Annotated in this window: 19 protein-coding genes and 1 tRNA gene; 11 read left to right on the top strand and 9 right to left on the bottom strand. The window is 67.6% G+C overall.

Annotated elements, in window-relative coordinates:
• Positions 1 to 28: 28 nt before the first annotated feature.
• The 3 genes from ACL9RL_RS09535 (at position 29) to ACL9RL_RS09525 (ending at position 3,039) form a co-directional block, all read left to right on the top strand.
• Positions 29 to 781: a phosphoglyceromutase gene (locus ACL9RL_RS09535; protein WP_422780005.1), complete on the top strand. Its 753-nt coding sequence runs from the start codon at positions 29 to 31 to the stop codon at positions 779 to 781.
• 187 nt (positions 782 to 968) lie between these two features.
• Positions 969 to 1,880 (top strand): hypothetical protein, encoded by a 912-nt coding sequence (locus ACL9RL_RS09530; protein ID WP_422780004.1) that lies wholly within the window; start codon positions 969 to 971, stop codon positions 1,878 to 1,880.
• Positions 1,881 to 1,971: 91 nt separating this feature from the next.
• On the top strand, positions 1,972 to 3,039 hold the full coding sequence (locus ACL9RL_RS09525; protein ID WP_422780003.1) for a chaplin family protein: 1,068 nt from the start codon (positions 1,972 to 1,974) through the stop codon (positions 3,037 to 3,039).
• Positions 3,040 to 3,148: 109 nt separating this feature from the next.
• On the opposite strand, the gene phoU is transcribed toward ACL9RL_RS09525, so the two are convergent.
• Positions 3,149 to 3,817 carry a phosphate signaling complex protein PhoU gene (gene phoU, locus ACL9RL_RS09520; RefSeq protein WP_422780002.1) on the bottom strand — a complete coding sequence of 223 codons (669 nt, stop codon included), beginning with the start codon at positions 3,815 to 3,817 and terminating at the stop codon, positions 3,149 to 3,151.
• 166 nt (positions 3,818 to 3,983) lie between these two features.
• On the opposite strand from phoU, the gene ACL9RL_RS09515 reads away from it, so the two are divergent.
• Together ACL9RL_RS09515 and ACL9RL_RS09510 are read left to right on the top strand one after the other, a co-directional pair.
• Positions 3,984 to 5,150, top strand: a complete 1,167-nt coding sequence (locus ACL9RL_RS09515) for a sensor histidine kinase (protein WP_422780001.1) — start codon at positions 3,984 to 3,986, stop codon at positions 5,148 to 5,150.
• Positions 5,147 to 5,830: a response regulator gene (locus tag ACL9RL_RS09510; RefSeq protein ID WP_422780000.1), complete on the top strand. Its 684-nt coding sequence runs from the start codon at positions 5,147 to 5,149 to the stop codon at positions 5,828 to 5,830. Before ACL9RL_RS09515 ends, ACL9RL_RS09510 begins: the two co-directional genes overlap by 4 nt.
• A 121-nt stretch (positions 5,831 to 5,951) precedes the next feature.
• On the opposite strand, the gene ACL9RL_RS09505 is transcribed toward ACL9RL_RS09510, so the two are convergent.
• Positions 5,952 to 6,479 carry a hypothetical protein gene (locus tag ACL9RL_RS09505; RefSeq protein WP_422779999.1) on the bottom strand — a complete coding sequence of 176 codons (528 nt, stop codon included), beginning with the start codon at positions 6,477 to 6,479 and terminating at the stop codon, positions 5,952 to 5,954.
• Positions 6,480 to 6,677: 198 nt separating this feature from the next.
• On the opposite strand from ACL9RL_RS09505, the gene ACL9RL_RS09500 reads away from it, so the two are divergent.
• Positions 6,678 to 7,160 carry a CarD family transcriptional regulator gene (locus ACL9RL_RS09500; protein WP_422779998.1) on the top strand — a complete coding sequence of 161 codons (483 nt, stop codon included), beginning with the start codon at positions 6,678 to 6,680 and terminating at the stop codon, positions 7,158 to 7,160.
• A gap of 124 nt (positions 7,161 to 7,284) precedes the next feature.
• Positions 7,285 to 8,520, top strand: a complete 1,236-nt coding sequence (gene ispD / locus ACL9RL_RS09495) for a 2-C-methyl-D-erythritol 4-phosphate cytidylyltransferase (protein WP_422779997.1) — start codon at positions 7,285 to 7,287, stop codon at positions 8,518 to 8,520.
• A 78-nt stretch (positions 8,521 to 8,598) separates the two neighbouring features.
• Here ispD and ACL9RL_RS09490 read toward each other — a convergent pair whose 3' ends face one another.
• A complete protein-coding gene (locus ACL9RL_RS09490) occupies positions 8,599 to 9,774 on the bottom strand; it encodes a winged helix DNA-binding domain-containing protein (RefSeq protein ID WP_422779996.1) in 1,176 nt (391 codons plus the stop codon).
• Positions 9,775 to 9,814: 40 nt separating this feature from the next.
• Here ACL9RL_RS09490 and cysS point away from each other — a divergent pair, with 40 nt between their 5' ends.
• The gene (cysS, locus tag ACL9RL_RS09485; RefSeq protein WP_422779995.1) at positions 9,815 to 11,293 is read left to right on the top strand and encodes a cysteine--tRNA ligase; all 1,479 of its coding nucleotides are present in this window, start codon (positions 9,815 to 9,817) and stop codon (positions 11,291 to 11,293) included.
• Between the two features lie 19 nt (positions 11,294 to 11,312).
• Positions 11,313 to 12,308 carry a 23S rRNA (guanosine(2251)-2'-O)-methyltransferase RlmB gene (gene rlmB, locus ACL9RL_RS09480; RefSeq protein ID WP_422780140.1) on the top strand — a complete coding sequence of 332 codons (996 nt, stop codon included), beginning with the start codon at positions 11,313 to 11,315 and terminating at the stop codon, positions 12,306 to 12,308.
• A 121-nt stretch (positions 12,309 to 12,429) separates the two neighbouring features.
• Here the strand turns inward: rlmB and ACL9RL_RS09475 are convergent, their stop codons facing one another.
• From ACL9RL_RS09475 to ACL9RL_RS09465, 3 genes are all read right to left on the bottom strand, one after another.
• Positions 12,430 to 13,716, bottom strand: coding sequence for a DUF4032 domain-containing protein (locus ACL9RL_RS09475; RefSeq protein WP_422779994.1), 1,287 nt, complete (start codon positions 13,714 to 13,716; stop codon positions 12,430 to 12,432).
• 80 nt (positions 13,717 to 13,796) lie between these two features.
• Entirely contained in the window at positions 13,797 to 14,906 is a 1,110-nt protein-coding gene (locus ACL9RL_RS09470; RefSeq protein WP_422779993.1) for an ABC transporter ATP-binding protein, read from the bottom strand.
• The gene (locus tag ACL9RL_RS09465) at positions 14,894 to 15,043 is read right to left on the bottom strand and encodes a hypothetical protein (protein ID WP_422779992.1); all 150 of its coding nucleotides are present in this window, start codon (positions 15,041 to 15,043) and stop codon (positions 14,894 to 14,896) included. The genes ACL9RL_RS09470 and ACL9RL_RS09465 overlap by 13 nt, the downstream gene beginning before the upstream one ends.
• A 107-nt stretch (positions 15,044 to 15,150) precedes the next feature.
• Here ACL9RL_RS09465 and ACL9RL_RS09460 point away from each other — a divergent pair, with 107 nt between their 5' ends.
• Both ACL9RL_RS09460 and ACL9RL_RS09455 read left to right on the top strand, forming a co-directional pair.
• Entirely contained in the window at positions 15,151 to 16,119 is a 969-nt protein-coding gene (locus tag ACL9RL_RS09460; RefSeq protein WP_422779991.1) for a DsbA family protein, read from the top strand.
• Between the two features lie 119 nt (positions 16,120 to 16,238).
• A tRNA-Thr gene (locus tag ACL9RL_RS09455) sits at positions 16,239 to 16,314 on the top strand.
• Between the two features lie 61 nt (positions 16,315 to 16,375).
• Here ACL9RL_RS09455 and ACL9RL_RS09450 read toward each other — a convergent pair.
• The 3 genes from ACL9RL_RS09450 to ACL9RL_RS09440 all read right to left on the bottom strand — a co-directional run bounded on the left by ACL9RL_RS09450 (position 16,376) and on the right by ACL9RL_RS09440 (position 18,397).
• Positions 16,376 to 17,539: a site-specific integrase gene (locus ACL9RL_RS09450; protein WP_422779990.1), complete on the bottom strand. Its 1,164-nt coding sequence runs from the start codon at positions 17,537 to 17,539 to the stop codon at positions 16,376 to 16,378.
• Positions 17,540 to 17,604: 65 nt separating this feature from the next.
• Positions 17,605 to 17,730, bottom strand: coding sequence for a hypothetical protein (locus ACL9RL_RS09445; RefSeq protein WP_422779989.1), 126 nt, complete (start codon positions 17,728 to 17,730; stop codon positions 17,605 to 17,607).
• Between the two features lie 64 nt (positions 17,731 to 17,794).
• Complete coding sequence (locus tag ACL9RL_RS09440; RefSeq protein WP_422779988.1) at positions 17,795 to 18,397, bottom strand: helix-turn-helix transcriptional regulator; 603 nt, start codon at positions 18,395 to 18,397, stop codon at positions 17,795 to 17,797.
• Positions 18,398 to 18,491: the final 94 nt, after the last annotated feature.

The following is an 18,491-nucleotide window of genomic DNA, read 5'->3' as shown; positions in this document are numbered from 1 at the left end:
TCCATTCTCGCATCGGTATGCTGGGGGCATGCCTGAGACCTACACCCTCGTCCTGCTGCGCCACGGGAACAGCGACTGGAACCAGAAGAACCTCTTCACCGGCTGGGTCGACGTCCGCCTGAGCGATCAGGGCGTCACCGAAGCCAAGCGCGCGGGCGAATTGCTCGCAGAATCGGGGATCACCCCCGACGTCCTGTACACCTCGGTGCTGTCGCGTGCCATCCAGACGGCGAACCTCGCCCTCGACGTCGCGGACCGTCTGTGGATCCCGGTCAAGCGCACCTGGCGTCTCAACGAGCGCCACTACGGCGCCCTGCAGGGCAAGGACAAGGCGCAGACGCTCGCCGAGTACGGCCCGGAGCAGTTCCAGACCTGGCGTCGTTCCTTCGACGTGCCGCCGCCCGCCATCGAGGACGACAACGAGTACTCGCAGGCAGACGACCCCCGCTACGTCGGCATCGACGGCGAACTTCCGCGCACCGAGTGCCTCAAGGACGTCATCGACCGGATGCTGCCGTACTGGGAGTCCGACATCACCGTCGACCTCGCCGCGGGCAAGACCGTGCTCGTCACCGCTCACGGCAACTCGCTCCGTGCGCTCGTCAAGCACCTCGACGGCATCTCGGACGAGGACATCGCCGAACTCAACATCCCGACCGGCATCCCGCTCGTCTACCGGCTCGACGCGGACTTCAAGCCCATCGGGCCTGCGGTCTACCTCGACCCGGAGGCCGCTGCCGCCGGTGCTGCCGCCGTCGCGGCGCAGGGCAACAAGAAGTAGCCCGCCCGCTCGCTCGCCGAGCGTTTCGAGAGACCCCGTCGGGTCGGCCATCGTGTCGATTCCGGCGGGGTCTTCTTGGTGATCCGAGCACACCACACGGCACCGGTCCGGGCGGGCGACTGGGGGTTTACGGACGTCGACGATCGGCGTATCGTGACGACTGTGTCGCCCGAATGGGGGTGTTGCAGTGAACGAATCGGTCGAACGCACACACTTCTCCGTGTGGCGCGCGCTCGCACTCACGGGATTCGCTGCGTCCGCCCTCGCCGCGATCGCCCTCTTCTCCGCTCCTTCGAGTGCAACTGCCGATGAAGCAGCGCCAGGACACGACGCGGGCGGATCCTCGCTGATCGGTGCGGTGACCGGCGTCGTCGGGGCCCTCCAGCAGCCGGTCGATGCGGTCGGTTCCGTCGTCGATTCGGTCTCGTCAGAGGTCGTGGCACCGGTTGCGCAGGCCGTTGATGCGGTCGTCGCGCAGGTCCCCGTGGTGAGCGACGTGGTCGATCAGACGGTCGGCGCGACACCGGTCGCCGATCTGACCGGCGCGGTCACGGGGGTTGCATCCGGCGCGGTTTCGGCCGTCGGTGATGTGGTCGGAGGCGTCGGCGACATCGGTGCACCGGCCGTGCCGCAACCGCCGGCGGTGCAACCGGGCGATCCAGGAGGAACGGCCGGACCTGGTGGACCGTCGACGCAGCCCGTGCAGCCGTCGATCGGACCGCTCCCCGGCGCTGCGCAGGCCGGCACGGCGATCGTTTCCGGCCACGCGGTCTCCGCAGCACGCAGCGCGTTCGATGCCGCGTATCACGCGTTCCTGTCTGGTGCGGCAGCCGGTTCGGCTGTCCAGGCCGACGGAAGTGCGCCGGCCCCGGCCCAACCCGTGCCCACACCGGCCGGCCCCGGTGATCCGGCCGGCCAGGTCGCCGTCGTTCCCGGTGCTTCAGTGGCGCCAGGCGGCGCGGTGACGGGCGGAACCCAGGCCGCAGAGGCCGCACACGACTTCGACGGCATCATCCTGTCGTCGACCCGCAGAGCCCTCGCGAGCGACGACTCACTGCCGTCGTCGCCGACCTTCGATTCAGACACCTCTCCTGACTGACGGGTGAACTCCGCCTGCATCTCGGCGGACACGCACCGAAGTCTCCCTTCCGGGAGCACACAACGTCATGTCAACAAGGAGTAGGAACATCATGAATTCGTATGTCAAAAAAGGGCTGTACTGCGGCCTGTTCGTCGCGGGGTTGACGCTCCTCGGCGCGACGGCCGCCAACGCGGCCGAGAGCTCGGGCGACGACAGTCTGCTGGGCGGGAACCTCGTCGACACCGTCCTGCAGGTGCCGGTCACGATCACGGACAACGCGTTGAGCGTCATCGGCGATTCGACCGCTTCCGCACCGGAGGCCGTTGCTGCGCCGGACACCGCTCCGGCACCGGTCGAACCGGCGCTACCGGCGGAAACCTCTGGTGACGACAGCGTCGCGGGAGGCAATCAGGTGCAGCTGCCGATCAGCATCCCCATCGACTTGAGCGGCAACGCCGTGAGTGTTGTGGGCGATGCGACGTCGGCGAGTGCTGCGCCGGCAGCACCGGCGGCGCCGGCAGCACCGGTGGCTCCCGCGGCGCCGATAGGCACCGCCCAGGCGCCGGTGACCAGCGGCGACGACAGCATCGGCGGCGGCAACCAGATCGCCCCGATCGTGTCGATCCCGATCACCGTGTCCGGCAACAGCATCTCGGTGCTCGGCGACGCCGCGACGGATCACAGCGGCAGCGGGGCCGACCCGGCCGAGCCGGGCACAGGCGCCGCCGTCGCCGCGCCGACGACCTCGGGCGACGACAGCCTGTTGGGCGGGACGCAGCTGCTCGCAGGCATCGGCATCCCGATCACGATCGGCGGCAACGCCGTCTCCGTGATCGGCGATGCGACGAGCGAGGGACCCGGTGCGGGGCCGACGGGGCCGACGGGACCAACAGGTCCGACAGGTCCGACCGGTCCGACCGGTCCGACCGGTCCGACAGGTCCGACCGGACCGAGTGATCCGGGCACTCCCGTCACCCCGGGTGTACCGACGACGTCCGTGACCACGGTCTCGGCCGTGCACGCCGTCACCCAGCCGCGCGGCGGCATCGTCCGGGCCGCAGCCCCCGCCCTGGCGGACACCGGCGTCGAGGGTGCTGCGCTGTTCGGCCTCGTGACCGTGCTGCTGCTCCTCGGGTCGGCCGCGTTCGTCCTGGGTCGTCGTCGCCGTCTCGAGTGAGGCTCGCACCACGGTGAAACGACGATGAGCGGTGCCGGGCCGTGAGGCTCCGGCACCGCTCATCGGTGCGCTTGTTCGTCGGATCAGTGCGAGCCAGATCCGAACGAGGTCAGACCGTGGTGGTCTGCGAGTCGTCCGGGATCCAGTCGCCCGTCGCGAGGTACTGGACCTTCTTCGCGATCGACACGGCGTGGTCCGCGAAACGCTCGTGGTAGCGGGAGGCCAGCGTCGCGTCGACGGTTGCGACCGGCTCGCCCTTCCACGTCTCGCCGAGGACCTTCTCGAAGACACTCGCGTGCAGCTCGTCCACGTCGTCGTCGTCGTTGCGGATCTCATCGGCGATGCGCGGGTCCTGCGTGCGCAGCAGCTCGGTGAGCTTGCGGGCGATCGAGACGTCGAGGCGGCCCATCTCCGCGAACGTGGAACGCAGGCCCTTCGGAACGGCCTTGTCCGGGAAGCGGTAGCGGGACAGCTGAGCGATGTGCTCTGCCATGTCGCCCATGCGCTCGAGCGACGCGCTGATGCGCAGCGCGCTCACCACGATGCGCAGGTCGCGGGCGACGGGCTGCTGGCGGGCGAGGATGTCGATGGCGAGCTCGTCGAGTTCGACGGCGAGCTGATCGATGCGGTTGTCGTTCTCGATGACTTCTTCTGCGATGGCGACGTCGGACGTGCCGAACGACTGGGTCGCCTTCTCGATGGAAATCGTGACGAGCTCCGAGATCTCGACGAGACGATCCTGGACCTCTCGCAGTGACTGCTGGAATACCTCGCGCATGTCTGTAGGTGCCGTCCTTCCGTGACCTGGCGGTTGGCAGGCGTGTGCCCGCTCCGCCGATGATGCCGAACCAAGGTTAACAGTTGGGGCCGCACGCGTGAACAGTCACGAACATCGGGCGGTACGTGCGTCTTCGGGCTCGCTGAAGGCGGCTAACGTGGTACCCATGGACACCATGTGGTTGGTGCTGATCGCGTTGGCACTCGGCCTCATCGTCGGGGGCGGATTCGTCAGTCTCATTCTGATCGCCGTGCGAAGCGGTGAGCGGGCAGCGAGCGTTGTGAACCCCGTCGTCCCGGACGGTGTCGACCAGGTTCTGGAAGCGCTCGACAGTGCAGGCATCGTCATCGACCCGTCGAACAACGTGCTGAAGGCCTCGCCCGGAGCGTTCGCGCTCGGCCTGGTGCGGGACCGCATCCTGACGCAGCCGGAGCTCGTCGACATCGCCGCGGAGGTGCGCCGGACGGGTGAACCAACCACACGCCCCGTCGAGCTGCCGCTCGGGCGCTTCGGCGAGACGACGCGCAGCCTGTCGATCAGAGGCGCCAGGCTCGGCTCGCGGTTCATCATGCTGCTGGCAGAGGACCACACGGAGGCGAGGCGCCTCGATGAGGTGCGCCGCGACTTCATCGCGAACATCAGCCACGAACTCAAGACGCCGATCGGCGCGATCGGCCTATTGTCCGAGGCGCTCGACAGTGCGGCGGACGACGCGGAGCGGGTTCGTAAATTCGCCGGCCGGCTGGCGACGGAGTCCCAGCGGCTGACGAGGATGACCGGTGAGATCATCAACCTGTCCCGCCTGCAGGCCGCCGACGCACTGCACCAGCCGGAGCTCGTCGCCGTCGATCGCGTCATCGCGACGGCCGTCGATCAGAACCGCGTGACGGCGGAATCGATCGGTGTCGCACTGTCCGTGAAGGGTGGCGCCGGACTCGAGGTGTACGGCGATGAAACATTGCTCGTCGTCGCGGTGAACAATCTCATCTCGAACGCCATCCACTACTCGCCGGCCGGATCGCACGTCGGGATCGGAATCCGCGAGGTGCAGGGCGTCATCGAGATCGCCGTCACCGATCAGGGCGTCGGCATCCCGGACGAGGACCGCGACCGCGTCTTCGAACGCTTCTTCCGCGTCGACCAAGCCCGATCGAGGCACACCGGTGGCACCGGACTCGGGCTCAGCATCGTCAAGCACACCGTCCAGAACCACGGCGGAGAGGTCAAGGTGTGGTCGCAGCTCGGCCGCGGTTCGACCTTCACCATCCGACTCCCGAAGGCGACGACCCCGCCGGAGGACATGACCATAGGCACCGCAAGGAGAACCACGTGACCCGCATCCTGCTCGTCGAAGACGAAGCCGCACTGAGCGAACCCCTGAGCTACCTGCTCGAGAAGGAGGGGTACGAGGTCGAGGTCGCCGAGGACGGCCCGAGCGCCGTGCAGGCGTTCACCGCGAGAGGCGCAGATCTGGTGCTGCTCGACCTCATGCTCCCAGGCATCCCGGGAACAGAGGTGTGCCGCCAGATCCGCGCCGTCGCCTCGACGCCCATCATCATGCTGACGGCGAAGGACTCCGAAGTGGACATCGTCGTCGGGCTCGAACTCGGGGCTGACGACTACGTCACGAAGCCGTACTCGACGCGAGAGCTGCTCGCCCGCATCCGCGCCGTCCTGCGTCGCCGCGTCGAGACCGAGCAGGCCGCCGACGAGGTCGTCCTCGAAGCCGGCACCGTGCGCATGGACACCGAGCGCCACGTCGTCGAGGTCAACGGCTCGCCCATCCCGATGCCGCTCAAGGAGTACGAGCTCCTGGAACTCCTCCTGCGCAACGCCGGACGCGTCCTCACTCGCGGCCAGCTCATCGACCGGGTGTGGGGGAGCGACTACTACGGCGACACGAAGACGCTCGACGTGCACATCAAGCGCATCCGCTCGCGCATCGAGGCGAGCCCGTCCGAACCGGTCATGCTCGTGACCGTGCGGGGGCTCGGCTACCGCTTCGAAGCGTGATGGTGAGGCCGCCGGTGCGAAAGCATCGGCGGCCGAAGAACCGCTGCGTGAAACGCAGAACAGGGCGGGGCCGATGCGGCCCCGCCCTGTTCCGTGTGCGGTGAAGTTGGTGGGTCCGGCGTCAGCCGGCGACCGTGGTGCTCGCCGGTGTCGGAATCTCGGACGGCGTCGGAGACGGCGCTTCGGTCGGAACGAGGGTCGAGTACTCGTTGAGCTCCCCGGTCAGGATCGGGACGAGGGCTTCGCCGCCCGTCTCGGTGCCGTACTGGAAGAACACGCGGATGACGGCACCCGGCTTGGCGCCGAGCTCGTCGATGCGGACCGGAGCGTTGCTGTCCGGGCGTCCGTCGAAGCTCGTGATGCCTGGCTCCGCGACGACCTGGAAGCGCTCGCTGTTGCCCTCGACCTCGATGACGACGGTGTGGGCCTTGGTGTCCGTGTTGGAGACGCTGAACACGAGGTTCCCGACGACGCCGTCATCGGAGATGATGAGCGCGTTGCGCACACCGATCTTGCCGACGGTGACGCTCACGCCGTCACTCGCGTCGTAGTGCTTCGTGGTGGCCTGCGGTGCAATCAGGTTGCAACCCGCCGTACCGAGGGCCAGAGCACCGGCCAAAACGATCGATGCGACGATGCGCGCCTTCACAGAACCTCCCAGGGATGACTTCCCCGGGCGTGACGAGTGCCGCTCACCCGGGATGCGCTACGAGTGTATCCCACGGCCGGCCCTCAGGTTGTGCGGCGGCAGCGTCGAGGCGGTTCTGCGCCCCGTTCGACGGGCTGCGGGGCAGGGGCCGCAGGAAGCCGATGTGGTATTCTAGTAGGCGCTGAAGGGACCCGTTTAATGCTCTTTGAAGTTGGAGAAACCGTCGTCTACCCGCATCACGGGGCAGCGACCATCACCGAGGTCAAGACCCGCATCATCAAAGGTGAAGAGAAGCTGTATCTGAAGCTTCGCGTCACTCAGGGCGACCTCGTGATCGAGGTCCCGGCGGAGAACGTCGACCTGGTCGGCGTGCGGGACGTCATCGGTCGCGACGGTCTCGACCACGTGTTCGAGGTGCTGCGCGCGCCGTTCACGGAGGAGCCGACCAACTGGTCCAGGCGGTACAAGGCGAACCTCGAGAAGCTCGCATCGGGTGATGTCATCAAGGTCTCGGAAGTCGTCCGCGATCTCTGGCGACGCGACCAGGAGAAGGGCCTCTCGGCCGGTGAGAAGCGCATGCTCGCCAAGGCGCGTCAGATCCTCACCTCGGAGCTCGCCCTCGCCGAGAAGACCGATGAAGAGGCGGCGGCGACCCTGCTCGACGAGGTCCTCGCCTCCTGAGCAGCGCGATGCGCTCGCGCACGCGCCCCCAGACGCTGCGAGCGCGGCTTGGACCCGGGGAGCGCTCGCGGCACAGCACCGCGCTCATCGCGCCGGGGGATCTCGGTCGGGCTAGGCTCGGAGCATGAGCGAGCTGCCTGAACCCACCGTGGCCGTGATCGTCGTCGCCGCCGGAAGCGGAACCCGTCTCGGCGCCGGCATCGCCAAGGCGTTTGTGGGGCTCGGTGACCGGACGATCCTCGAATCCTCGCTCGACGGCGTCTTCGGGATGGTCGAACCGGCCCAGGTCGTGCTCGTGGTCCCGGCCGATCGGGTCGGCGAGGCGCAGACCATCGCCCGCGGCGCCGCGGGTCGCGCCGTCGACTACGTGAGCGTGGTCGCGGGAGGGGACTCCCGTCAGGAGTCGGTCGCGAGGGGCCTCGCCACGCTCTGGCCGAGTGTGCGCACCGTCCTCGTGCACGACGCGGCGCGCGCACTCACCCCATCCGCCCTGTTCGACGCCGTCGTCGCCTTCGTCGAACGAACGGGCTGGGGCGCGGTGCCCGGCCTCGCGGTCGCGGACACCATCAAACGGATCGATGACGAGGGCCACGTCCTGGAGACCGTCGACCGGTCGACGCTCGCGGCCGTCCAGACCCCGCAGGGATTCCCGAGGGCAGCGCTCATCGAGGCGTACCGCGCAGCAGACCGCGAGTACACGGATGACGCCGCACTGTACGCGTCGGCCGGCCACCAGGTCGCGACGGTGCCCGGCGAGGCGCTCGCGTTCAAGATCACCACGCCGTGGGATGCTGAGCGGGCGGAGCAGGTCATCGCGAAACGCACGGCGACCGGGGCAGACCTGAAGCCGTCGCACCCGGCCCCTGGCGCAGCGGCGCCCGCGGCACCCCTCGACATCCGCACGGGCATCGGCATCGACGTCCACGCGTTCGCCGCCGACGCACCACTGTGGCTCGCCGGCCTGCACTGGCCGGACCAGCCGGGGCTCTCCGGCCACAGCGACGGCGACCCGGTCGCACACGCGATCGTGGACGCCCTGCTGTCCGCTGCCGGGCTCGGCGACATCGGTTCGGTGTTCGGCACGGACGATCCTCGGTTCGCCGGGGCGCACGGCGAGGTGTTCCTGGCCGCGTGCATCGAGCGACTCGCGGAAGCCGGCTTCGTCCCGGTCAACGTCGCGGTGCAGATCGTCGGCAACCGCCCTCGTTTCTCCGCTCGTCGTCTTGAAGCGGAGGCCCTGTTGACCGGCCTCGTCGGGGCACCCGTGAGCGTCGCGGCCACGACGTCCGACGCCCTGGGGTTCACCGGCCGAGGCGAAGGCGTCACCGCGGTCGCCACAGCCCTCATCCGTCGCTCCTAGCCACTGCTCCGGCCCGCGAAGGGTCGCGAATGGCGGGTTGGGCGGCCCGGCACCCGCCGATCGCGACCCCTCGCGGGCTCAGAGCGGGACGGGGGCGGCGATGTCGGGGGAGAGGGCGAGGAACCTCGCGTAGGCGCGGGCGGCGGAGGCGAAGCCGGTGAGGGTGCGCGCGGAGAGCGGTTCGAACGGCGCCGGGGTGATGGTGACAGTTCCCTTGGCGATGCGCCGACGCCAGGTTCCGACGATCCGACCGTCCACAACGATGAGCGGGAGGAAGATCCCGTTCCCGCCCGGCACGATCTTCTCGAAATGCTCCGGCGGCAACACCAGGTCTCTGCCGGTGTACCCGAGGAGGTACTCGTCGAAACCGGGCAGCGCGAGCACCCGACGCGACCGGCCGGCATCGGGATCGGCGGGCTCCACCACGTCCTCGTCGGCCGCCTCCGGTCCGGCGGCCCTATCCTCAGCGATCGACCAGTACGAGAGGTCGCCGTGCACCGTCTCGAGGATGCGGTCGCCCGCCACCGCCCACCCGCGCTTCGCCTGCGCGACCGTGAGTTTCGACCACCAGATGAAGTCCTTCATCGTCGCCGGCCCGTGACCGCGCAGGTAACGCAGAACGAATTCCCCGAGCGCCTCGTCATCGGTCAGGTCGCGCCCGCGCCCGATCCATTCCTCGGTCAGCACGAGCGCCTGCTGGCTCCCGGCGGTCGGCCCCCAGCACACGAGGCCGGTCATCGCGAGCGTGGCGACGAGGTGCGGTCCGCGTTGACCGGTCGTCGCGATGCCGGCGGCTTCGAGCGCCGCCATGAACTCGTCCCTCGTGGCGCGACCGCCGCCGCCGAGGAGCCGCTCCGCGATATCGCGGGCCAGATCGAACGACGCCTGATCCAGTTCCAATTGCCGATGGCGCCCCGCCATGGACGACAGCACACGGGGCGCGGCGAGCCGGACCATCCATCCGAGATCCTCAGCGGCCACGACGTGGAGCGTGCCGCGCATGGGCCAGGTCCGCACGATCTCGCCGCGGTCGAACGAGGCGGTGACGGATGCGGCAGTGGAACCGTGGGAGCGGGACCCGATGGCCCACATCCCCGACGGGAAGTCCTGTGCCTGCACGGCGAGCAGGCGCCTGACGACGTCCGTCGGAGTGCCGAGCGCCCCGGTTCGACCCTGCCAGCAGAGTCCGTGGGACCGGAGTCTGGCCTGGATGAGCGCCGTCTCATCACGCCTGGTCGTGCCGCCTGCTGTCATGGGAACCATTGTGGCGCGAGCCTCCGACTAAACTCATGGGGTGGCTCTCCGACTCTATGACTCGAAAGCGCAGGAACTGCGCGACTTCGTGCCGCTTCGCCAGAACGAAGCAGGGATCTACGTCTGTGGACCCACGGTGCAGTCCTCACCGCACATCGGGCACCTCCGCAGCGCTCTCGTGTACGACCAGCTGCGTCGCTGGCTCGCGCACACGGGCTACCGGGTGACGCTCGTGCGGAACGTGACCGACATCGACGACAAGATCCTCGTGAACGCCGCAGCCGGCGTCGAGGGCGGGTTCGCGCTCGAGGGTGAGGAGTGGTGGGCGCTCGCGTACCGCTACGAACTCGAATTCACGGCCGCCTACAACGCGCTCGGCATCCTGCCGCCCACCTACGAGCCGCGTGCGACGGCGAGCATCCCGGCCATGCAGACGATCATCACGAGGCTCATCGACGGCGGGCACGCGTACGCCGCTGCCGACGAGTCGGGCGACGTCTACTTCGACACGGCATCCTGGCCGCGCTACGGCGAGCTCACGAGGCAGCACGCCGACAACATGGAGGCTGCCACCGACGCCGACCCGCGCGCCAAGCGCGACCCGCGAGACTTCGCGCTCTGGAAGGGCGCGAAGCCCGGAGAGCCGCTCTCGGCGACCTGGGCGTCGCCGTGGGGGAACGGCCGACCCGGCTGGCACATCGAGTGCTCCGCCATGTCCACGACCTACCTCGGCGCCGAGTTCGACATCCACGGCGGCGGCCTCGACCTCCGATTCCCGCACCACGAGAACGAGCTCGCGCAGTCGCTCGCAGCCGGTGACCCGTTCGCCAGGTACTGGTTGCACAACGGCCTCGTCTCGGTGACCGGGCAGAAGATGTCGAAGTCGCTCGGCAACTCGGTGTACGCCGCCGATCTCATCGGCTCGGCCCGCCCGCTCGTCGTCCGTTACTACCTCGGCGCAGCCCACTACCGGTCGACGCTCGAATTCCACGACGGTGCGCTGGAGGAAGCCGAAGCGGCACTCGGCCGCATCGAGGGCTTCCTCGATCGTGTCGGTCGAGCAGGGCTGCTGCCCGGTGGAGTCGCCGAGGCCGGAGTCGCCGGCGCAGCCGCGGCCGCCTCGGCGGCCTCTGTCGTCCCGGAGGCGTTCGCCGTCGCGATGGACGACGACCTCAACATCCCACGCGCGATCGCCGCGATCCACGACGCGGTCCGCGCCGGGAACGCAGCCCTCGACCGCGATGACACGACTGCGGCGCGCGACGCGTCCGTCGCCGTCATCACCATGACCACCATTCTCGGCATCAACCCGCTCGACCCCCAGTGGTCCGAGGCGGACTCGTCGACTGCACACAGCGCGTTGTCGGCGCTCGTGGAGCGCTTGCTCACGGACCGGGCAGACGCCAGGGCCTCCAAAGACTTCGCCGCGGCCGACCGGATCCGCGATGAACTCACGGGGGCCGGCATTACCATCGAAGACACACCGTCCGGAGCACATTGGAGTTTAAGTGGCGAATAGCGCAGGCCGCCCCGGCGGCATGAAGAAGAACAAGAAGGGTCCGCTCAAGGGCACGGGCGGCCTCGGCCGCAAGGCGCTCGAGGGTCGTGGCCCGACCCCCAAGGCGGAGGACCGCGCCTGGCACCCTGCCGGCAAGCGCAAGGCCGCCCAGGAGCGGTACGCCGCTGCCGCCGGCGCGCACGCCAACTCGAAGCCGAAGGTCGCCGGCCGTCAGGGCTCCGGTGCGGGCGGCGCGCGCAAGCCGAAGGCGGGTGACGAGTCGGAGATCGTGACGGGCCGCAACTCGGTGCTCGAAGCGCTCCGCGCGAAGATCCCGGCCACCACGCTGTACGTCGCGACGCGCATCGAGATGGATGACCGCGTGAAGGAGATCATGACGCTGGCGACGCGTCGTGGCATCCCCGTGCTCGAGGTCATGCGTCCGGAACTCGATCGTATGTCCGGGTTCGACTCCGTCCACCAGGGCGTCGCTCTGAAGGTGCCGCCGTACGAGTACGCGCACCCCATGGAACTGCTCGACCAGGTGCTCGCGAAGGGCAAGAACCCGCTCTTCGTGGCACTCGACGGCATCACCGACCCGCGCAACCTCGGAGCGATCATCCGCTCCACGGCCGCATTCGGTGGCGACGGCATCATCCTGCCGCAGCGTCGCAGCGTCGGCCTCACTGCTTCGGCATGGAAGACGTCTGCCGGTGCGGCAGCTCGGACGCCGGTCTCCATGGCGGCCAACCTGACGCAGACGCTCAAGGCGTTCAAGGACCGCGGCGTCTTCGTGATCGGTCTCGACGGAGATGGCGACGTGTCGCTTCCCGGCCTCGAACTCGCCGACCGACCGCTCCTGGTCGTCGTCGGCAGCGAGGGCAAGGGTCTCTCGCGTCTCGTCACCGAGACGTGTGACGCCGTGGTGTCGATCCCGATCTCGGCTGCGACCGAGTCGCTCAACGCCGGCATCGCCGCGAGCGTCACGCTCTACGAGATCGCTCGTCGTCGTGCAGAGGGCAAGGGCAAGAAGTAGGGCCATCCGCCCTTCGACAGGCTCAGGGACCGGATTTCCGGTCCCTGGGCCTGTTCTCGTTTCGCGGGTGATCGCAGCCGTGCCCTCACCGAGTCGAAGGGCGCCGCCCCCAGACCCAGCCCTAGACCAGATCCCGCCAGTCGACCGGACCCGTCGGCGCCGTGTCCACGGGCAGGGTGATGTTCTCCGTCGGCGGCGCGATGATCGTCGCCTCGTCCCTGCGGTGCCGCAGCACGGTCTTGATGTAGGATCCGACAGCCTCGGCGAGCGGGATGTCGCGGGACTGCTCCTGCGCGAGGAACCAACGGTGTTCGAGCAGCTGGTGGAAGACCTCTGCCGGTTCGAGCTTGCCGCGCAGATCGCGGGGGATGGCCTTCACGACCGGTTCGAAGACGCGGATGAGCCACTCGTGGGCCGCACGCTCCTCGTCGAAGCTGTCCTTGCCGAACGACGCCGAGTACGAGTCGAGGTCGTTGAGCAGGCGCCTGGCCTGGTTCTCGCCGGCGTCGAGCCCGGTGAGCCGCAGCAGACGACGCTGGTGGTGCCCGGCATCGACGACCTTCGGCTGGATGCGGACGGTGGATCCCTCGTCGGTCGTCTTGATGGCGAGTTCCTCGATGTCGAAGCCCAGGTCGTTGAGGCGGTGCACTCGTTCGGTGATGCGCCAGCGCTCGGAGGCGTCGAAGGATTCGGAACCCGTGAGTTCCTTCCAGAGCGAGCGGTAGGCGGCGACGATGCCGTTGCTCACGGTGATCGGGTCGAGCTCGGCGTCCACGCGGCCGCCGGCCTCGAGGTCGAGCAGTTCTCCAGCGATGTTGACCCGGGCGATCTCGAGGTCGTTCTCCCGCTGACCGTTCGACAGGCCGCCCTCGTAGAGCTTGCCCGTCTCTGCGTCGACGAGATACGCCGCGAACGCGCCTGCATCGCGGCGGAAGAGCGTGTTGGACAACGAGACGTCGCCCCAGAAGAAGCCGACGATGTGCAGGCGCACGAGCAGGACGGCGAGAGCATCCACGAGCCTCGTCGCCGTGTCGGGGCGCAACGTCCCCTGGAACAGCGCCCGGTACGGCAGCGAGAACTTCAGGTGCCTCGTCACGAGCACACTCGGCAGTTCGCGGCCCTTCTTGTCCGTCCGGTTCGTGATAACCGCGAGCGGGTCGACGCACGGGATGTCGAGACGCTGCAGGGTGCGCAGCATGTCGTACTCGCCCTTCGCCATCTCCGTCGTCGTCTCCTTGACGGCGATGACGTAGCCGGAGAGGTTCGCGAAGCGCACGAGGTGCCTGGAGATGCCCTTGGGCAGCGATGCGATGGTCTCGTTCGGCCACTGGTCGAGGGGAAGCTCCCACGGCAGGTCGAGAAGGGCAGGGTCGACCGTGGCCGCCGTGATGTTGAGTGCACCTGACATTGAGCGATGGGCTCCTTAAACGACTGTGGTCGAGCGGTCGGGAATCGACCGCTCGACCACAGTGGGTGGACCTGAAACCGTTAGAGGCTGGAGGACACGACCGGCTTGTTGCCGAGACGCTCACCGGACTCGGAGTCGAACGCGTGCACGTGGTTGGACGTGGGCGCGAGGTAGACCGTGTCGCCGATGTGGGCGTGGTTGCGGCCGTCGACGCGGGCGACGATGTCGGTGCGCGTGCCGCCGACCTCGGTGTGGCCGTAGAGGTAACCGTCGGCGCCGAGCTCCTCGACGAGGTCGACGGTCACTTCGATGCCGGAGCCTGCGACGCTGGAGACGCTGATGTCCTCGGGGCGGACGCCGACCGTGACGTGCTTCGACGGAGCCTCGGAGATGATCTCGCGCTCGACGGGGATGATGTAGCCGCCCAGCTTGACGCCGCCGTCGGCGACCTCGCCCTGGAACAGGTTCATGGCGGGGGAGCCGATGAAGCCGGCGACGAAGACGTTGTTCGGCTTCTCGTACAGGTCGCGCGGGGTGCCGACCTGCTGCAGGAGGCCGTCCTTCAGCACGGCGATGCGGTCACCCATGGTGAGGGCCTCGGTCTGGTCGTGCGTGACGTAGACCGTGGTGACGCCGAGGCGACGCTGCAGCGAAGCGATCTGCGTACGGGTCTGGACGCGGAGCTTGGCGTCGAGGTTCGACAGCGGCTCGTCCATGAGGAAGACCTGGGGCTGACGGACGATGGCGCGACCCATGGCGACACGCTGACGCTGACCACCGGAGAGCGCCTTCGGCTTGCGGGTCAGGTAGTCCTCGAGGTCGAGGAGGCGAGCAGCCTCGAGCACGCGGGTGGCGCGCTCTTCCTTGCCGACGCCGGCGATCTTGAGCGCGAAGCCCATGTTCTCGGCGACGGTCATGTGCGGGTACAGCGCGTAGTTCTGGAAGACCATGGCGATGTCACGGTCCTTCGGCGGAACGTCGGTGACGTCGCGGTCGCCGATGAAGATGTGGCCGTCGTTGACCTCTTCGAGGCCGGCGAGCATCCGGAGGGAGGTGGACTTTCCACAGCCGGAGGGGCCGACGAGAACGAGGAATTCGCCATCGGCGACCTCGAGGTTGAGCTTGTCGACTGCCGGGCGGGTGCCACCCGGGTAGAGACGGGTTGCGTTGTCGAACGTCACTGACGCCATGATTTTTTCTCCTTCACCGGCAGGTACGTGCCGGACGATCCGTTGTGAATGGACGCGCCCACGTCGACGATGTCGCGTGCGCGGCTCCAGTATGCCATGAGTTGCTGCAAACGCGATGCCTCGCCTGCAGCGGCCATTCAGCGATCTCACCGCCGGATTTAGGACTCTTCCAGGCAATCCCAGTACCATCGGTATGTTCGGCGCTGTCGACCCGCGCCGCGCGACCCCCCTGAAACGAGGATCAATGTCTGGTGCCGGCTCGTCGAACCGACCTACGAAGAACGAACGCCGCGACGCGGCCCGCGAGAAGGCTCGCATCCTGCGCGAGCAGCAGAAGCGCCGTGAGCGCAGGAACAAGGTGCTGCTGCAGGGCGGCATCATCCTGGGAGCGCTCGCGATCGTCGCTGTCATCGCCGTGATCATCGTGACGTCCATCAAGCCGGCCGGCCCCGTGCCGACCGCTGCGCAGCAGGACGGTTTCGTCGTCGGACAGAACCTGACGCTCGTCGGAGCACCTGGTTCCACCGGGACGCCGACGCCATCGGATGAGGCGACGCCGTCATCGGATCCGGCCGCGACCCCGGGCGACACCGCGACGCCGGGCCCGCAGAACGTCGACATCCGCGTCTACCAGGACTACCTCTGCCCGTACTGCAAGCAGTTCGAGACCACGAACGCCGATCAGATCGCCGGCTGGCTGAATGCCGGAGCCGCGACCTACACGATCCACCCGCTCGCAACGCTCACGAACGCATCGCTCGGCACGCAGTACTCGCTGCGCGCCTCGAACGCCGCTGCGTGTGTCGCAGAGTACTCGCCGAACGACTTCTTCAAGTTCAACACGGCCATGTACGAGAAGCAGCCCGCGGAGAACACCGAGGGTCTGACCGATGCGCAGATCAAGGAGATCGCGAAGGGCGTCGTCTCCGGCGGAGAGACGAAGATCAACTCCTGCATCGACGAGGGCACGTACAAGGGCTGGGTCAAGGATTCGACCAACCGCGCCCGTTCCGGCCCGCTGCCCGGCACGACGGTCGCCAAGGTCGAGGGCACGCCGACCATCCTCGTGAACGGCAAGCAGTACACCGGCTCCCTCACGGACAAGGAGCAGTTCGCTGCCTTCGTCCTCGCCGTCTCCAGCGAGAGCTACTCGACGTCCACGCCGACGCCTGAGCCCACCAACACGCAGAGCGAATCGCCGGTCAACGGCTGATCCACTGCCACAGCTGGTTGAAAACGCCGGTCGTCTCCGTGTGAGGCGGCCGGCGTTCGTGTGTTGTGGCACCCGGTTTCGGAGCTGGGCGTCGGCACCGGGTATGATTGTCAGGTCTTGCCGACGTGGCGCAATTGGTAGCGCAACGCTCTTGTAAAGCGTAGGTTACGGGTTCAAGTCCCGTCGTCGGCTCCATTTAGGCCCGGAATTCCGGCGAAGTAGAGCAAATGGCCCCGACTCAAGTCGGGGCCATTCATCATTTACTCATGGTTTTGGTGGCGAAGTCCTGCAGCACGGCGGTCGCGTCAGGGCCCTCGTGACGCTGCCGAACGTAGTGGCTGTTCGTCACCTGCTCCGATGAATGACCCAGCTGATCCTTTGCAGCGCCGACTCCGAGGTGATCGCGCACAACGGTCGCCACGGCCTTCCGGAACGCGCGCGGCGAGATGCCCTGCCACTCGGTTCCCTTAAGCGCAGCCCGCCACTGAGTGCGGAAGTTGTTCGGCGACCGCCAGGTACCGGACGACGACGGGAACACGAACTCGGACGTCGACTCGAGCCGGCGCGCGAGCAGCATCTCCGTCGCGAACGCCGGCAGTTTCAGCACCCGGATCGACGTTGCTGTCTTCGGGTGGTCCTGCACCGTCAGGCGTCCCTCGTCGTTGAGGGCGATAGTCCGTTCGATCGACACGGTCGGGGGTGTGCTTGCGAGGTCAAGGCTCTCCCACTTGAGCGCGAGGAGCTCGCCGGTGCGCGCACCCGTGGCGACGAACATCCACGCAACCTCTGACAAATCGACATTGCGCACTGCACCGCGGCCGTCCCGGCCTTGGTCCCACTCAGTTAGGCGGGCGAGGATCGCCTGCGCATCGGCGCTCGTGGGCGCCTGCACAGGCTTCCGTGCGACCTTCACCGTGGCGACGTCGCGCACTGGGTTGCCCTTGACGGCACCGTGCCTCGTGGCGAGCGCGAACATCTGGGACATGACCACCCGCGCAAGCCTGGCCGTACTCGGCCCGCTGCGCTTCGCCAGCGCCTTCAGATAGCGATCCAGGCGCGGGACGTTCGCTTCGTTGAGTCGGACGTCGCCGAGTCCCTTGACGATGTGGCCGTTGAGGATCTCGCGGTACTTCACCAGTGTGCCGGGCGCGAGGTCGCGTTCCTCGGTCTCTTCCATCCATAGTTTGCCGAGCGATCGGATGGTGGAGTCGCCGGTGAGGTCATCGCCAGCAGGCGCGAGGCGTTCCTTCAGGGCAGTGATGAGTGCACGCTCGGCAGCGGCCGGTGTCGCGCCTTGACGCTCCATGAGGCGGGTCACGCCGTCGCTGTCGCGGTAGTACGTGACGGCGGCCGGCTTGCCGTTTCTTGTCGTGCGCCTGATCGTTCCCCACGTCTCGAGGATGAGCGGAGGGCGGGCCATAAGAGCTCCTGCGGTGTGAGTGTCCGGCTGAGGCTGTTCGTCAGTCTGCTGTTGTGCCTAGTGGCCTATGTCATGGCGCCGATGCACTGCAGGCGGTGAGCGCGGTAGTTCTGGACGCGGTCGACGGTGATGCTGAATTCGTCGGCTACATAGTGGTCGCCGCCGATGTGTTCGATGGTCGAGAACGCCACGGGGCGACGAACTCTACCCAGTAGAACTCGCCCTGACGGTTCGAGTACGCGTGGACGCTACGCATTAGTCTTCCTCGTCGTAACCGTCGATCGGCAGCTCTGACGCAGGGATGAGTTTGTAAGAGCGAAGAAGCCACGCACCGCTACCGGACGCTCGGAACTCATCCCATGCCCACTGGAGTCCATCAAGCTCAGCGAAGCTCAGCAGCGGATGGAACATGCTGTATGCCGTCGAACTCGTTCCCCACCATGTCTGCAGGTCGTGTCCGACGATCTCGTCGAACTCCTTGACCTCCTGCCGGAACTGCTCGAGGTCGTTGCGGAGCTCTCGGGTATCCTCCGCTAGCTCAACGAGTCCAGTCAGGATCTCGCCCGCATGAGCCTCGAGGTAGAGCCTCCGACCGGCGATAGATCCTGGGTTACGTTCCACCATCAGGTCTAGAGGGACTCCAAGGATGTCAGACAGGGCTACGGCCTCACCAATGGACACCTTGCGCTTGCCTGATTCGATCTTGTAAATCGTCTGCTGCGCAAAGTCGAAGCTCCGTGCGCGCATGTCGTCGGCGAGATCTTCCTGCGAGCGCTGCGCGCGAAGGCGAGCCTCTCTGATCGCATGCGCGAAGGCTGCATCGCTTGATTCAAAGCCGCGTGCTTGTCGATTTCCCACGCAGCGAGTTTACGTCAAAACAGCGTTGACGCACAATCCAAAGTCGTGTACAACTATCCAGTGTGATCATTCAAACCAGAAAGGATTAGAACGT

This window comes from Plantibacter sp. Mn2098, from assembly GCF_049319745.1.
GTDB lineage: Bacteria > Actinomycetota > Actinomycetes > Actinomycetales > Microbacteriaceae > Plantibacter.
This window is presented reverse-complemented; position numbering and strand designations above follow the sequence as displayed.